The 15591-nt window shown below is 71.6% G+C and carries 13 protein-coding genes; all 13 read left to right on the forward strand.

Translation table 11 applies throughout. The features are described from left to right. On the forward strand, positions 1–1876 hold a 1876-nt coding region (locus QWU11_RS00005), incomplete at its 5' end, for a penicillin-binding protein 2 (protein ID WP_354670789.1). 41 nt (positions 1877–1917) lie between these two features. Further along, positions 1918–3495, forward strand: a complete 1578-nt coding sequence (locus QWU11_RS00010; RefSeq protein ID WP_290103313.1) for a UDP-N-acetylmuramoyl-L-alanyl-D-glutamate--2,6-diaminopimelate ligase — start codon at positions 1918–1920, stop codon at positions 3493–3495. Beyond that, positions 3492–4883, forward strand: coding sequence for a UDP-N-acetylmuramoyl-tripeptide--D-alanyl-D-alanine ligase (murF, locus tag QWU11_RS00015; protein WP_290102834.1), 1392 nt, complete (start codon positions 3492–3494; stop codon positions 4881–4883). Before QWU11_RS00010 ends, murF begins: the two co-directional genes overlap by 4 nt. Next, positions 4880–5941, forward strand: a complete 1062-nt coding sequence (mraY, locus tag QWU11_RS00020; protein ID WP_290102835.1) for a phospho-N-acetylmuramoyl-pentapeptide-transferase — start codon at positions 4880–4882, stop codon at positions 5939–5941. The genes murF and mraY overlap by 4 nt, the downstream gene beginning before the upstream one ends. Further along, positions 5938–7359, forward strand: coding sequence for a UDP-N-acetylmuramoyl-L-alanine--D-glutamate ligase (gene murD, locus QWU11_RS00025; protein WP_290102836.1), 1422 nt, complete (start codon positions 5938–5940; stop codon positions 7357–7359). Before mraY ends, murD begins: the two co-directional genes overlap by 4 nt. Positions 7360–7475: 116 nt before the next feature. Next, positions 7476–8678, forward strand: a complete 1203-nt coding sequence (gene ftsW, locus QWU11_RS00030) for a putative lipid II flippase FtsW (RefSeq protein ID WP_290103314.1) — start codon at positions 7476–7478, stop codon at positions 8676–8678. Positions 8679–8882: 204 nt separating this feature from the next. Next, a complete protein-coding gene (gene murG / locus QWU11_RS00035) occupies positions 8883–9968 on the forward strand; it encodes an undecaprenyldiphospho-muramoylpentapeptide beta-N-acetylglucosaminyltransferase (protein ID WP_290102837.1) in 1086 nt (361 codons plus the stop codon). Positions 9969–9987: 19 nt separating this feature from the next. Further along, positions 9988–11385: a UDP-N-acetylmuramate--L-alanine ligase gene (murC, locus tag QWU11_RS00040; protein ID WP_290102838.1), complete on the forward strand. Its 1398-nt coding sequence runs from the start codon at positions 9988–9990 to the stop codon at positions 11383–11385. 44 nt (positions 11386–11429) lie between these two features. Further along, the gene (locus tag QWU11_RS00045; RefSeq protein ID WP_290102839.1) at positions 11430–12167 is read left to right on the forward strand and encodes an FtsQ-type POTRA domain-containing protein; all 738 of its coding nucleotides are present in this window, start codon (positions 11430–11432) and stop codon (positions 12165–12167) included. Positions 12168–12460: 293 nt separating this feature from the next. Next, the gene (ftsZ, locus tag QWU11_RS00050) at positions 12461–13855 is read left to right on the forward strand and encodes a cell division protein FtsZ (RefSeq protein WP_290102840.1); all 1395 of its coding nucleotides are present in this window, start codon (positions 12461–12463) and stop codon (positions 13853–13855) included. A gap of 119 nt (positions 13856–13974) precedes the next feature. Then, complete coding sequence (locus QWU11_RS00055) at positions 13975–14670, forward strand: YggS family pyridoxal phosphate-dependent enzyme (protein WP_290102841.1); 696 nt, start codon at positions 13975–13977, stop codon at positions 14668–14670. A gap of 99 nt (positions 14671–14769) precedes the next feature. Next, complete coding sequence (sepF, locus tag QWU11_RS00060; protein WP_290102842.1) at positions 14770–15288, forward strand: cell division protein SepF; 519 nt, start codon at positions 14770–14772, stop codon at positions 15286–15288. 21 nt (positions 15289–15309) lie between these two features. After that, positions 15310–15591 carry a YggT family protein gene (locus QWU11_RS00065; RefSeq protein ID WP_290102843.1) on the forward strand — a complete coding sequence of 94 codons (282 nt, stop codon included), beginning with the start codon at positions 15310–15312 and terminating at the stop codon, positions 15589–15591.

Raw genomic sequence — 15591 nt, forward strand, 5'->3', positions numbered from 1 at the left:
CCGTCCGCGCACTCCCGGGGCGCGTCCGGGGGCGGGCCGCGGGGCCGCGACCAAGCCCCCGCCGCCCCGGCGCCAGCCGCCGCGGCCGAAGACCACTCCGGCGCGGCGTCCTCCGGCGCGCCCGCGCGGGGTGATGATCCGCCGTGACCCGGTCAAGCGGCTCAACGTCGGGCTGCTCCTGGTCGCCTTCGTGCTGTCGCTGTTCGCCGGGCGCCTGGTCCAGCTGCAGGGCATCGAGTCCAAGGGGTACGCCGACCTGGCCGTGCGCCAGCGGCTCAACCGCATCGACCTTCCGGCGATCCGCGGGCCGATCACGTTCGCGCAGGGGCAGCCGCTCGCGATGACCGCCGACGCACGGGTGATCTACGCCGACCCGGTGATGGTCGAGCCGGCCCAGCGTGCCCGCATCGCCTCCTCTCTGGCGACGATGCTGGGTCTCAACCAGGCCGACCTGCTCAAGAAGCTGGTCCCGTCCTCGAAGACGAACCGCTACGTCGAGCTCGCCCACCACATCGAGCCGGACCGGGCCCGCATGATCATGGCGATGGACTTCAAGGGCATCGGCACGCTGCAGGAGTACCGCCGCGTCTATCCGGACGGCAACCTCGCGGCCAACGTCGCCGGGTTCGTCAACCTCGACGACGAGGGCGGCGGCGGCCTGGAGTCGAGCCTGAACACCATGCTCAAGGGCAAGAGCGGCTGGCAGAAGGTCGAGCTCAGCGAGACCGGCCAGCGCATCCCGATGGGCGAGGACGAGCAGAGCAAGCCCACGCCGGGCAAGGGGGTGCGGCTGACCCTCGACCGCGACATCCAGTGGAAGGCGCAGGACGCGATCGCCAAGCAGGTCAAGGCCACCGGCGCGCAGAGCGGCAGCGTCGTGGTCATGGACCCGCGCAACGGGCAGGTCCTCGCCATGGCCACCGCGCCGACCTTCGACCCGGCGACCTACTACAAGGCGAGCGACGCGAACCGCGGCAACCGGGTGGTGCAGGAGGGCTTCGAGCCCGGGAGCACCAGCAAGGTCGTCACCGCGGCGGCGGCGATGGAGGCCGGCGGCGTCACGCCGAGCACGCCCTTCACCGTGCCCGACCACATCACGTTCTTCGACCGGACGTTCAACGACTCCGAGCGCCACGCGCCCGAGCACCTCACGTTCGGCGGCGTGCTCGCCAAGTCGAGCAACGTCGGGACGATCATGGCCAGCGAGAAGGTCACGCCGACTGAGCTGTACCAGTACATGCGCGCCTTCGGCTACGGCGAGACGACCGGTATCGGCCTGCCCGGCGAGAGCCCGGGGCTCCTCAAGCCGGTCAACCAGTGGTGGGGCACCGACCGCTACTCCATCGCGTTCGGCCAGACGGTGTCGGTCAACGCCCTGCAGACCGCGAGCGTGTACGCCACGATCGCCAACGGCGGCGTCCGCGTGACGCCGAACGTCATCGCGGGCACCCTCGACGACAAGGGCGTCCTGACCCCCGCGGCCCGCCCGGCCTCCCGCCGTGTGATCAAGCAGACCACGGCGAGCGAGCTGACCCGTATGCTCGAGGGCGTCACCACCAAGGACGGCACGGCCCCGCTGGCCCAGATTCCGGGCTACCGGGTGGCGGGCAAGACCGGCACCGCGCAGAAGGTCAACCCTCGCTGCAAGTGCTACACCGGCGGCGGTTACACCTCGACGTTCGTGGGCTTCGCGCCCGCCGACTCTCCCCAGCTCGTCGTCGAGGTCGTGCTGCAGAAACCACAGAAGGGCTACTACGGAGGCCAGGTCGCCGCGCCGGTCTTCAAGAACGTCATGAGCTTCGCGCTGCAGAGCCGCCGGATCCCGCCGACCGGCAGCAAGTCTCCGAAGATCCGAATCTACGCAGACCACCGGTGACCGGCGGTACTCTCTCCGCCGTGTCCAACAGACCCGACCCCATGCGTCCCAAGTCCGTGCCCGCCCGTTCGCTGTCCGGGCTCGTGTCCCTTCTCGGCTTGAGCGAGCAGGGACAGCCGATGCGCGGCATGGTCACCGGGGTGACGCACGACTCGCGGAAGGTCCGGAAAGGCGACCTGTACGCCGCGCTCCCGGGCAGCCGCTTCCACGGCGCCGTCTTCGCCGAGCAGGCCGCCGCCGCCGGGGCCGCCGGGATCCTCACCGACCACGAGGGCCGGATCCGCGCCGAGCGCGCCGGGGTCCCGGTGCTCGTCGTCGACGACCCGCGCGCGGTGCTCGGCGAGGTGGCCTCCTGGGTGTACGGCCGGCCGGCCCGCGACGTGGCCCTGCTCGGCGTCACCGGCACCAGCGGCAAGTCCACGACGACGTTCCTGCTGGAGGCGGGCCTCCGGGCGGCGGGCCACGAGACCGGCCTCGTCGGCGGCATCGAGATCAGGGTGGCCGGCGAGACGCTGCCGAGCGCGCTGACCACGCCTGAGGCCACCGACCTGCACGCGCTGTTCGCGCTGATGCGCGAGCGCGGAGTGACCGCGGCGGCCATGGAGGTCTCCAGTCACGCGCTCGATCTCGGCCGGATCGGCGGGGCCTTCTACGAGGTCGCGCTGTTCACCAACCTGTCCCAGGAACACCTCGACTACCACGGCACCATGGAGGACTACTTCGCCGTCAAGGCGACGCTGTTCACCCCCGAGCGCAGCCGGCTCGGCGTGGTCAACGTCGACGACTCCTGGGGCCGGCGGCTCACCCACGTCGCGAAGGTCCCGGTGACCACGTTCTCCGCCGACGGCGACCCCGGCGCGGACTGGCGGGCGGCCGACGTACGCCTGGCCTCCTCCGGGAGCACCTTCCGCGTCGTCGGGCCCGGCGGCGTCGAGGCCGCGGCGAGCGTGCCGCTGCCCGGCCCGTTCAACGTCGCCAACGCCCTCGGCGCGATCGTCGCACTGGTCGAGGCGGGCATCGCCCTGCAGACGGCCGTGGAGGGGATCGCGCGCCTGCCGGGAGTGCCGGGCCGCCTCGAGAACATCGACGAGGGCCAGCACTTCGCCGCCCTGGTCGACTATGCGCACAAACCGGGCGCGGTGGAGGCGGTCCTGGCCACGCTCCGCCCGCTGACCGAGGACCGGCTCACCATCGTGCTGGGCTGCGGCGGCGACCGTGACAAGGGCAAACGCCCGGTCATGGGAGAGATCGCGGCACGCCGCGCCGACGTCGCGGTGTTCACCAACGACAACCCGCGCTCTGAGGACCCGTGGGCCGTTCTCACCGCTATGGTCGGGGGAGTACTCACCGTGCCGGAGGACGAACGCGCCCACGTCATCGTGGAGCCCGACCGGGAGGCGGCGATCGCGCTCGCGATCGGCCGTGCCCGCCGGGGCGACGTCGTCCTCGTCGCGGGCAAGGGACACGAACAGGGGCAGTACATCGCCGGTGAGGTCCTCCCGTTCGACGATCGCGAGGTCGTACGGCGCGCGCTGCGCGAGTGCCGGAGCGGGACGGCCGGCGACGTGAAGAACACGGACACAGCGGCTGGCAACGCAGCCGACGAGGAGCAGTCTTGATCCCACTAGTCCTCGCGAGGATCGCGGAGATCACCCGCGGCAGGCTGGACGGGGCGGCCCCCGAGACCGTGGTCGATGGCCCCGTCGTCATCGACTCGCGGCAGGCCGCGCCCGGCACGCTGTTCGCCGCACTGCGGGGCGAGCGCTCCGACGGCCACGACTTCGCCGCCCAGGCGGTCGCGGCGGGCGCCGCGGCGGTGCTGGCCGAGCGTGAGGTCGGCGCACCGGCGGTCGTCGTGGACGACGTCCTGGCCGCGATGGGCGCGCTGGCACGCGCGGTCGTGGACGGCCTCCCCGACGTCACCGTGGTCGGCCTCACCGGGTCGGCGGGCAAGACCTCCACCAAGGACCTGCTCGCCCACGTGCTGTCCCGGCTGGGCCCGACGATCGCGCCGCCCGGGTCGTTCAACAACGAGATCGGCCACCCGCTCACCGTGCTGCGGGCCGACGAGAAGACGCGCTACCTCGTCCTGGAGATGGGCGCGCGCGGCCTGGGGCACATCACGCACCTGGCCCGCGTCGCGCCGCCCGACGTCGGCATCGTCCTCAACGTCGGCAGCGCGCACATCGGCGAGTTCGGCGGCCGCGACGTCATCGCCAAGGCCAAGGGCGAGCTCGTCGAGGCGCTGTCCGCGGAGGGCACCGCGATCCTCAACGCCGACGACCCCCTCGTGGCCGCGATGGCCGCCCGTACAGCCGCGGAGGTCGTGACGTTCGGCCGGGCGCCGGACGCGACCGTACACGCCGCCGACGAGTCGCTGGACGCCGCCGGGCGGTCCCGGTTCACTCTGGTCACGCCCGAGGGCACGGCCCCGGTGCGGCTGCGGCTGTACGGCGCGCACGCGGTCGCCAACGCGCTCGCCACCGCCGCCGCGGCCCGCCGGCTGGGCATGCCGGTCGCCGACGTCGCGGCGGCGCTGTCAGAGGCCGAACCGGCCAGCCGCTGGCGGATGGAGGTCACCGAACGCCCCGATGGCGTCACGGTGGTCAACGACGCCTACAACGCCAACCCCGAGTCCGTACGTGCCGCCCTCGACACCGTCGTCCACATGGCGCGGGAAGGCCGGGCGTACGCCGTTCTGGGGGAAATGGCGGAGCTGGGCGCGTCGACGGTCGGCGAGCACGAGAAGATCGGTGCCTACGCCGCGCGTGGCGGTGTCGCCGGCCTCATCGCGGTCGGTGAGATCGCCGCGGCCGTGCTGAAGGGGGCCGAGCAGGTGGGGACATGGACAGGAGAACGAGTGCAGGTCGAGGATGTCGGCGCGGCGGTCGCCGCGCTGGGCGAGCGGCTGCGGCCGGGTGACGTCGTGCTGATCAAGGGGTCGCGCGTCGCCGGGCTCGAACGGGTCGCCCAGGCCGTACTTTCCGAGAGGAGCACCGACGCGTGAGGACCATCCTGGTCGCCTCGGCCCTCTCCCTGATCATCGCGCTGCTCGGCACGCCGGTATGGATCCGTCTCGTCCGCCGCCTCGGGTACGGGCAGATGATCCGTGAGGAGGGCCCGCAGGCCCACCTCGGCAAGCGGGGCACGCCCACGATGGGCGGCACCGTGTTCATCGTGGCCGCGCTCGTGGGCTACGCCATCGCGCACCTGGCCACGACCACGCGGCCGACCGTCTCCGGCGTGCTCGTGCTGCTGCTGATGACCGGCCTCGGCGTCGTCGGGTTCGTCGACGACTACATCAAGGTCTTCAAGCAGCGCAGCCTCGGCCTCCGCAGCGGCGCGAAGATGATCGGCATCATCATCATCGGCGTGGTGTTCGCGCTGCTGTCGCTGCGGTTCCCCAACGGCTACGACATCACGCCGGCCACGACGCACCTGTCCTTCCTGCGCGACTTCGGGCCCTCCATCGGCCCGTACCTGTTCGTCGCCTGGGCGCTCATCATGATCGCCGGGACGTCCAACGCGGTGAACCTCACCGACGGCCTCGACGGCCTGGCCGCCGGCGCGGTCGGCTCGGTCCTGGGCGCGTACGTGCTGATCGGCAACTGGCAGCTGCGCAACAGCTGCACCGAGGTCGCCCTCGCGCCCAACTGCTACACCGTCCGCGACCCGCTCGACCTCGCCGTCGTCGCCGCGGCCGTGCTCGGCGCCCTCGTCGGCTTCCTGTGGTGGAACGCCCCGCCCGCGCGGATCTTCATGGGCGACACCGGCTCGCTGGGTCTCGGCGGCGTCATCGTCGGCCTCGCCGTGATGACCCGCACCCAGATGCTGTTCGTCGTCCTCGGCGGGCTGCCCGTGATCATCACGCTGTCGGTGATCATCCAGGTCGGTTCGTTCAAACTCACCGGTAAACGGGTGTTCAAGATGGCGCCGCTCCAGCACCACTTCGAGCTGTCCGGGTGGGCGGAGACGACGATCGTGGTGCGGTTCTGGCTGATCTCCGCGCTCTGCGTGGCGGCCGGCCTGGCCCTCTTCTACATCGAATGGATGCCGGGCCATTGACGGAGGCGCACCCCTCCCCGGAACAGCCAGGATGGAACGGCCGCAGCGTGTGCGTGGCGGGCGCGGGCATCTCGGGCCAGGCGGCCGCGAGGGTGCTCGCGGCCCGCGGCGCCGTCGTCACGCTCGTCGACGCGCGTGACGACGAGGCGCTGCGCGCCAAGATCGCGCTGCCTGGTGTCACGGTGCGCCTCGGCGACGGCGACACGCTCCCGGCCGGGACGGACCTGGTCGTCACCTCGCCCGGCTGGCGCCCTGACGCCCCGCTGCTCGCGGCGGCGGCCGAGGCCGGCGTAGAGATCGTCGGCGAGGTCGAGCTGGCCTGGCGCCTGCGCGGCCCGCACGCGGCCCCGTGGCTGGCGATCACCGGCACCGACGGCAAGACCACGGTCGTGCGCATGCTGGCCTGCATGCTCGCCGCGGCGGGTCACCGCACGATCGCGGTCGGCAACGTCGGCACGCCCATCGTCGAGGCCGTGGCGGGAGACGGCACCGGTTCCGGCGAGGGCTACGACGTGCTGGCCGTCGAGCTGTCCAGCTTCCAGCTGCACTGGTCCTCGTCCGTACGGCCCTACGCCGCCACCATCCTCAACGTCGCGCCCGACCACATCGACTGGCACGGCTCCCTGGAGGCGTACGCCGCCGACAAGGCCAAGATCTTCGCGCCGGGCACCCTCGCCGTCGTCAACGTCGACGACGAGTGGTCCGTCCGCCTCGGCGAGCGCGCCGAGCGTTCGGTCGGCTTCACCCTCGGCTCGCCGCGCGCCGGGCAGCTCGGCCTGGTGGAGGACCTCCTCGTCGACCGCGCGTTCACCGCCGACCCCGTACGCGAGGCGGCCGAGCTGGCCGAGCTCACCGACGTCCGGCCCTACGCCCCGCACAACGTGGCCAACGCCCTCGCCGCGGCGGCGCTGGCCCGCGCCTTCGGCGTCTCCACCGACGCCGTACGCGACGGCCTGCGCGCGTTCACACCCGACCCGCACCGCATCGAGCTGATCGCCACCCACCGCGACGTCGCCTACGTCAACGACTCCAAGGCCACCAACCCGCACGCCGCCGCCGCGTCGCTGGCCGCGTACCGCTCGATCGTCTGGATCGCCGGCGGTCTTCTCAAGGGCGCCGACGTCGAGGAGCTCGTACGCTCCTGCGCCGACCGGCTGCGCGGCGTGGTCCTCATGGGCCGCGATCGCGTGCAGCTTGCAACGGCACTTGCGCGACACGCGCCGAATGTCCCAGTGGTCGATGTCGCCGACACCGACACTGGGGCGATGGACCGCATCGTCGGTGCCGCGGCCGCCATGGCACGGCCCGGCGACACGGTGCTGCTGGCGCCGGTGGGAGCCTCTTTCGACATGTTCGCCGGCTACCCGGCGCGCGGCGAGGCCTTCGCCGCCGCGGTGAGGCGCCTCACCGGGTCCTGAGGGCACGTTGGGGCAGGAGTCGCGACGAAGGTGGGCCGATGGTTTCGCGGGTGAGTGAGCGGGTCACGAGCGCAGGGCACGGCGACGAGGAGGAGCGGTCCGGCCCGCGCGGCTGGCTGTCCGGGCCGGGGAGCCTGCTGGACCGGCCGCTGACCTCCTACTATCTGATTCTCGGCTGCTCGATGCTGCTGCTCGCGCTCGGCATGGTGATGGTCCTGTCGGCCTCCAGCATCCGGCAGTACCAGGACACCGGCTCGGCCTTCACGCTCTTCGAGAAGCAGGCGCTGTGGGTGGCCATCGGCCTGCCCCTGATGTGGCTGGCGGCGCGCATGCCGACGCGGATCTTCCGCGTGCTGGCCTACCCCCTGATGCTGCTGTCCGCGCTCGCCCTGGCGGTGGCGCTGGTCCCCGGCCTCGGCCAGAGCGTGAACGGCGCGCAGCGCTGGATCAGCTTCGGCGGCCCGTTCCAGCTCCAGCCCTCCGAGCCGGCCAAGCTCGCGCTCATCCTGTGGGGCGCCGACCTGCTGGCCCGCAAGGACAAGCTCCGCCAGCTCACCGAGTGGCGGCAGCTGCTGATCCCGCTGCTGCCCGGCGCCGGCGTGCTCGTCATGCTCGTCATGCTCGGCAGCGACCTCGGCACCACGCTCGTGCTGCTCACGATCTTCCTGGCCCTGCTGTGGGTGGTGGGCGCGCCCGGGCGGCTCTTCGTCGGCATGGCCGGCGTGACCGGCGTGCTGGTCGCGATCCTGATCGTCGTCGAGCCGTACCGCCTCCAGCGCCTGACCGGCTTCCTCGACCAGTCCGGCAACCAGCTCACCCTCAACTACCAGGGCCTCCAGGGCCTGTACGCCATCGCCTCGGGCGGCTGGTTCGGCACCGGCCTGGGCGAGGGCCGGGCCAAGTGGAACTACCTGCCCCACCCTGAGACCGACTTCATCTTCGCCATCATCGGCGAGGAGCTCGGCCTGATCGGGACTCTCGTCGTCCTCGGTCTGTTCGGGCTGCTCGCCTACGCCGGGCTGCGGATCGCCCGGCGCGTCAAGGACCCGTTCATGCAGCTCGCGGCGGCCGGGGCGACCGCCTGGCTGGCCGTACAGGCCATCGTCAACATCGGCGCGGTGATCGGCGTCCTGCCCATTACGGGTATCCCTCTGCCATTGGTGTCGTACGGTGGGTCAGCATTGATCCCCACGTTGATCGTTTTGGGCATGTTGCTGTCGTTCGCCAAGCGCGAGCCCGGCGCGCGGCAGGCCCTGGCGGCACGTGGTCCGGGTCCGGCCGTGCTGGCTCTAAGCTGGCTGGGCCTGGCTAAGCGCTGAGGAAACGGAAATGAGCGAACCCACCGCGGCGAGCGAGGTGGACGGCCGAGACTGGCAGACCGTCCGCGGAGCGCGTGAGCAGGGTGAGCGACCCAATGGACATGGAGCGACCCCGCCGGAACGAGCGGAGCGGACGACCGGGCCGAACCCCCGTCCGCGGAGCGAGTGAGGACGGTTGAGCGACCGATGAGCAGGAGCACGAGCATGAGGGTTGTCCTGGCCGGCGGCGGCACCGCAGGACACATCGAACCCGCGCTGGCCCTCGCCGACGCGTTGCGGCGGGAGGACCCGGGAGTCCAGGTGACGTGCCTGGGAACCGAACGCGGGCTGGAGAACAGACTCGTCCCCCAGCGCGGGTACGAACTCGCGCTGATCCCGCCGGTCCCGCTACCCCGGACGCTCACGCCGCGCCTGCTGACCGTGCCCGGCCGTCTCGCCGGCGCGATCAACGCGGCGGCGAGCGTCCTGGACCGGACCGAGGCCGACGTGATGGTCGGTTTCGGCGGATACGTCGCGACCCCCGGTTACCTCGCCGCGCGGCGCCGCAAGGTGCCGATCATCGTGCACGAGGCGAACCCGCGGCCCGGCCTGGCCAACCGCCTGGGCGCGCGGTTCACCGAGCACGTCGCGGTGGCCACGGCCGACACCCCGCTGCCGCACGCCGAGGTGGTGGGCATCCCGCTGCGCCGGGAGATCTCCACCCTCGACCGGCTCGGCATGGGCGACAAGGCGCGCGCGCACTTCGGGCTGCGCTCGGACCTGCCGACGCTGCTGGTCTTCGGCGGCTCGCAGGGCGCGCGCTCCCTCAACCGCGCACTCAGCGACGCGGTGCCCTCGCTGCGCGCCGCCGGCATCCAGATCCTGCACATCGTCGGCCCCAAGAACGCCAGCGAGCCCGAGGTCACCGCCGACGACCCGGCCTACGTCATGCTCCCGTACTGCGACCGGATGGACCTCGCGTACGCCGCGGCCGACTTCGCGATGTGCCGGGCGGGCGCGATCACCTGCGCCGAGCTGACCGCGGTGGGACTGCCCGCCGCGTACGTCCCGCTACCGATCGGCAACGGCGAGCAGCGGCTCAACGCCGAGCCGATCGTCGCCGGCCACGGCGGCCTGCTCGTGGAGGACGCCGAGCTGAGCGCCGACTGGATCCGCGGCAACGTGCTGCCGGTGCTGTCCGACGCCGAGCGGGTCGCCCAGATGTCGGAGGCCGCGGCGCGCATGGGCCGCCGTGACGCCGACGTCGCCCTGGCCAAGATGGTCGCCCGGGTCGTGGCGGCGGGCGCGTGAGCGTGCCGGGGGAGCGGTCATGAGCCTGGTGACGCCGGTCGAGGTCGTTCCGGCCGACCGCCTGGGGCGGGTGCACTTCGTCGGCATCGGCGGAGCCGGCATGTCGGGCATCGCCCGCATCATGCTGGAGCGCGGCATCCCCGTCTCCGGCAGCGACGCGAAGGACTCCGACCTGCTCGCCGAGCTGCGCGAGATGGGCGCGACGACGCATGTGGGCCACGCCGCCGAGCACCTCGGCGACGCGGCCACGGTCGTCGTCTCCACCGCGATCCGCGAGACCAACCCGGAGCTGGCCACCGCCCGCGAGCGCGGCCTGTTCGTGCTCCACCGCTCCGCCGCGCTCGCCTCCCTGATGGCGGGCCGCCGGTCCGTCGCGGTGGCCGGCACACACGGCAAGACGACGACCACCTCGATGCTGACGGTGGCGCTGCAGCACGCGGGCGCCGACCCGTCCTACTGCATCGGCGGCCAGCTCGTCACCACCGGTCTCGGCGCCGCGGACGGCTCCGGCGACCTGTTCGTCGCCGAGGCCGACGAGAGCGACGGCTCGTTCCTGAACTTCCGCCCGACGGCGGCCATCGTGACCAACGTGGAGGCCGACCACCTCGACAACTACGCCAGCTTCGAGAAGGTCACCGAGACCTTCGCCCGCTTCGTGGAGCGGATCGAGCCGGGCGGCCTGCTCGTGGTGTGCGCCGACGACCAGGCCGCGCGCGCACTGGGTGAGCAGGGTGCGGCGCGGGGCCTGACCGTCCGCACCTACGGCGAGGCCGAGGACGCCGGCTACCGTACGGAGGGCTTCGCGCCACGCGGGCTCGGCTCACGGTTCACCGTGGGCGGGCGGGCGATGGAGCTGTCGGTGCCCGGGCGCCACAACGCGCTCAACGCCACCGCCGTCTACGCCACCGCCGTCGAGCTCGGCGTGGCCGCCGGCGCGATCGCCGAGGGGCTGGCCGGGTTCACCGGGGCCCGGCGCCGCCTGGAGCCCAAGGGCGAGGTGGGCGGCGTCAGGGTCTTCGACAGCTACGCCCACCACCCCACGGAGCTGGCCGCCGACCTGCGGGCCACCCGCGACTACGTCGGTGAGCTGGGCGGGGGCCGCATCGTGGCGGTGTTCCAGCCGCACCTGTTCAGCCGGACCCAGTTCTTCGCGGCCGAGTTCGGCGCCGCGCTCGGCCTGGCCGACGAGGTCGTCGTCCTCGACGTCTTCCCGGCCCGCGAGGACCCGATCCCGGGGGTGACCGGCGAGCTCGTCGCCAAGGCCGTCCCGCACGGCCGGGTCGTCTACGAGGCGGACGGAAACGCGGTGGCCGGGCGTGTCGCGGCGATGGCCGCGCCCGGGGACGTCATCATCACCATGGGCGCCGGGGACGTGACAAGGCTCGGACCGAAGATCCTCGGGCTGCTCGGCGCCTGACCCGCCGCCTGGGCGGCCGGCCGTCAGGCGGGGAGGAGGCCCAGGTGAGCAGTGGTACGGACACTCCGGAACACGTGGAGGAAGCGGCGCCGCCACGGCGCCGGTCCAGCCGCTGGAAGGTGCTGTTCGTCACGCTGCTCGTCGTCGGGGTCCTGGGCACGGCCGCGTGGGTCCTGCTGGGCTCGCGGCTGCTCGTGGCCCGGCACATCGACGTCGTGGGGGAGCGGCTGGTGCCCCGCGACCGGGTGCTCGCCGTCGCCCGCGTACGCCTCGGGGAGCCCCTCATCAGGCTCGACACCGGTGCCGTACGCGACCGGGTCGAGGCGGTCCAGGAGGTCGAGACCGTCCGCGTCGAGCGCCGCTGGCCGGCCACGGTCCGCATCGTCATACGCGAGCGCACCCCGATCGCCGCCGTGCAGCGCGACAACCGGTTCCTCCAGGTCGACCGTTACGGGGTGACGGTCCTCACATCGGCGGCGCGCCCGCGCGGCCTGCCGTCGCTCAGCGTGGCCGATCCCACGCCGACCGACCCGGCGCTGCGGTCCGGTCTGGCGGTGATCCGGGCCCTGCCGCCGTGGATCTCCAACCGTGTCGCGAGCGTCGACGCGCGCTCGCCCGAGGCCGTCACACTGCGCCTCAAGGAGGGGGTCACGATCGTGTGGGGCGCACCGGAACGCACGCCCGACAAGCTACGGTTGCTACGCGGTCTGCTGAGCACGACTCCGCAGCGCGGCATCAAGTCCATTGACGTGAGTTCGCCCGAGGTCGTCACCACCGAGTAGCGGTGAACCCCCCGGGCACGCCACACTGGGTCGGCCGCGTGACGGGGCCGGTTCGGCGCGCGGCGGGGGCGAAGTCAGAATTAGTGGGATGTCGCGCGACACGCCGATCGGCTCGGGGCCGGGTTAGTTGACCCTGCAGTGGTGCGCCCCTACTGTCCGTATCAGCCTTAGGTTGACATAACTCTAAGTCTCAACTTGAGGGTGAGGGTTCCGGCCCGGCAAGAGAAACGTGACGGTCGTCCGTATGGGCGGCTGCGAATATAACGACAGAGCGAGCGGAAGGGCCCCTCGTTGTGGCAGCACCGCAGAATTACCTAGCGGTCATCAAGGTCGTCGGCATCGGCGGCGGCGGTGTCAATGCCGTCAACCGAATGATCGAAGAGGGACTCAAGGGCGTCGAGTTCATCGCGATCAACACCGACGCCCAGGCGCTGCTCATGAGTGACGCCGACGTCAAGCTCGACGTCGGCCGCGAGCTCACCCGCGGTCTCGGCGCGGGAGCCAACCCCGATGTCGGCCGCAAGGCCGCCGAGGACCACCGGGAAGAGATCGAAGAGGTGCTCAAGGGCGCCGACATGGTCTTCGTCACAGCGGGTGAGGGCGGCGGCACCGGCACCGGCGGAGCGCCCGTGGTGGCCAACATCGCCCGGTCGCTCGGCGCGCTCACGATCGGCGTGGTGACCCGCCCCTTCAGCTTCGAGGGCAAGCGGCGCGCGATGCAGGCCGAGGCCGGCATAGAGACACTGCGCGACGAGGTCGACACCCTCATCGTCATCCCGAACGACCGGCTGCTGTCGATCTCCGACCGCCAGGTCAGCGTGCTCGACGCCTTCAAGGCCGCCGACCAGGTGCTCCTCTCCGGTGTCCAGGGCATCACCGACCTGATCACCACGCCCGGCCTGATCAACCTCGACTTCGCCGATGTCAAGTCGGTCATGTCCGGAGCCGGCTCCGCCCTCATGGGCATCGGCTCCGCGCGCGGCGACGACCGCTCGGTGGCCGCAGCCGAGATGGCGATCTCCAGCCCGCTGCTGGAGGCCAGCATCGACGGCGCCCACGGCGTGCTGCTGTCCATCTCCGGCGGGTCCGACCTCGGTCTCTTCGAGATCAACGAGGCGGCGCAGCTCGTGTCCAACGCGGCGGCGCCCGACGCGAACATCATCTTCGGCGCGGTCATCGACGACGCCCTCGGCGACGAGGTCCGCGTGACGGTCATCGCGGCCGGCTTCGACGAGGTCCAGTCCGAGGGCAGATCGGGGCCCCTACCGGAGTCCAAGCGGGCCACCCCGCCCCGGCCGGCCGTCGCGACGCCGCCTGTGGCGACGCCTCCGGTGGCCGCTCCGCGCCCGGTGGTCCCGCCGCAGGCGCCGGCCCCGCCGCGGGTCACGCCGATGCCCGCCCCGCAGCGCGGTGCCGAGCCGGCCGAGGAGGAGCGCAAGCCCGCGCCGCCCAAGCCGGAGCAGTCCAAGCCGCAGGAGACCAAATCCGAGGCGTCGCGCACCGACAAGCCCGACTCCGGAGGAACGGCTCCGCCACGCCCGGCCTCGAGTGAGGCCGTCGCGGGCCCTAAGGTGCCGCGGCCGGCGACCGAGCCGACCGCGGCGCGCCTCAACTCCGACTCGGCACGCCGCCGTCCCGTCGTGTTCGACGAGGACGACGACCTCGACGTGCCCGACTTTCTCAAGTAGCCACGCGCCGGCCCCGTGACCGTGACCGGGACCGGCCGCCGTGGCGTCCCGCGGAATCGTGGGAGACTCTTCACGATCATCAGCCGACGCCACGCGCGTCCCGCGGGAGTGAAGAGGGCATGAGCCGCAAAGACGACCTGGCCGCCAACCTGAGGGCCGTGCGTGAGCGCATCGCCAAGGCGTGCGAGGCGGCCGGCCGCTCTCCCGGCGAGGTCACGCTCATCGCCGTCACCAAGACCTTCCCCGCCTCGGACGTACGGCTGCTCGCCGAACTCGGTGTGACGGATGTCGCGGAGAACCGCGACCAGGAGGCGGCGCCCAAGGCGGCCGAGTGCCACGATCTCGGCGTGACCTGGCACTTCGTCGGTCAGCTCCAGACCAACAAGGCCCGCTCGGTGGTCTCTTACAGTGACGTAATCCACTCCGTGGACCGGGCCCGGCTGGCGACGGCGCTCTCGCGCGCCGCCGTGGGCGCGGAGCGCCCGCTGCGCTGCCTGATCCAGGTCTCTCTCGACGAGGCGGAGGGGCGTGGCGGCGCCGACCCGGAAGAAGTGCGCCCGCTCGCCGACGCGATCTCCGCCGCGGACGGACTCGAACTCGGCGGTGTGATGGCGGTCGCTCCGCTCGGCGCGGATCCGGTGCCGGCATTCGAGCGGCTGGCGCAGATCTCCCATTCTCTGTGCGCCTCCTATCCCTCCGCCAAAACGGTCTCGGCGGGCATGAGCGCGGATATGGAACAGGCAATCGCGGCCGGCGCGACACACGTCCGTGTCGGTACGGCGTTGCTCGGAGGCCGACGGGCAATCGTCAGGTAATGTCCCCACAGTGGACCTTGGCGTCCGCGTCTAAACGCAGGCGATCGATCAGCGGAAGCTTCCCGCAAGGACCCAGTCGGCAGACGACGGAGGGGGCGTATGGCCAGCGCGATGCGCAAGATGGCGGTCTACCTCGGCCTTGTGGAGGACGATCGCTACGATGATGACTACGACGAGTACGACATCTACGACGACGAGGCCGCGGACCGTCGCCGGGGTGACCGTGCCGACGACGAGTCGTCCGCACCGGCCCTGAGCGCTCCGGAGCAGGCCGAAGGCGAGCAGAAGCCCTTCGTCGGCGAACGACGGACCTCACTTGCCGAGTCCACGGTGTCAGACCTTGCGCGAATCACTACGCTTCACCCCAGGACCTACAACGAGGCCCGTACGATCGGAGAGCACTTCCGGGAGGGGACCCCGGTGATCATGAATCTCACCGAGATGGTCGACAGTGACGCCAAGCGTCTCGTCGACTTTGCGGCTGGTCTCATATTCGGCCTGCACGGGAGCATCGAGCGTGTTACGAACAAGGTGTTCCTGTTGTCCCCCGCCAATGTCGAGGTGACGGCCGAAGACAAGGCCCGTATGGCAGAACGAGGGTTCTTCAATCAGAGCTGACAGCCACATGCGAGAGTGTTCGTGAACCTTGGAAACTACCTGAGCATCCCGCTCTACCTGTTCCTGCTGTTCCTCATCGGCAGACTGGTACTCGAGACGCTTCAGGCGTTCGCCCGGTCTTGGAGGCCTACGGGGGTGGTGCTGGTACTAGCGGAGACGACGTACACGATCACCGATCCACCCCTTAGACTGCTACGTCGTTTCATCCCTTCGGTTCGGCTGGGTAACGTTGCGTTCGACCTGAGCTTCACGGTCCTCTTCTTCGTGGTCTGGTTCTTGATCATCGTCGTCCAGCCGCTCTGA

Source organism: Actinomadura sp. DC4, assembly GCF_030406325.1.
GTDB lineage: Bacteria > Actinomycetota > Actinomycetes > Streptosporangiales > Streptosporangiaceae > Actinoallomurus.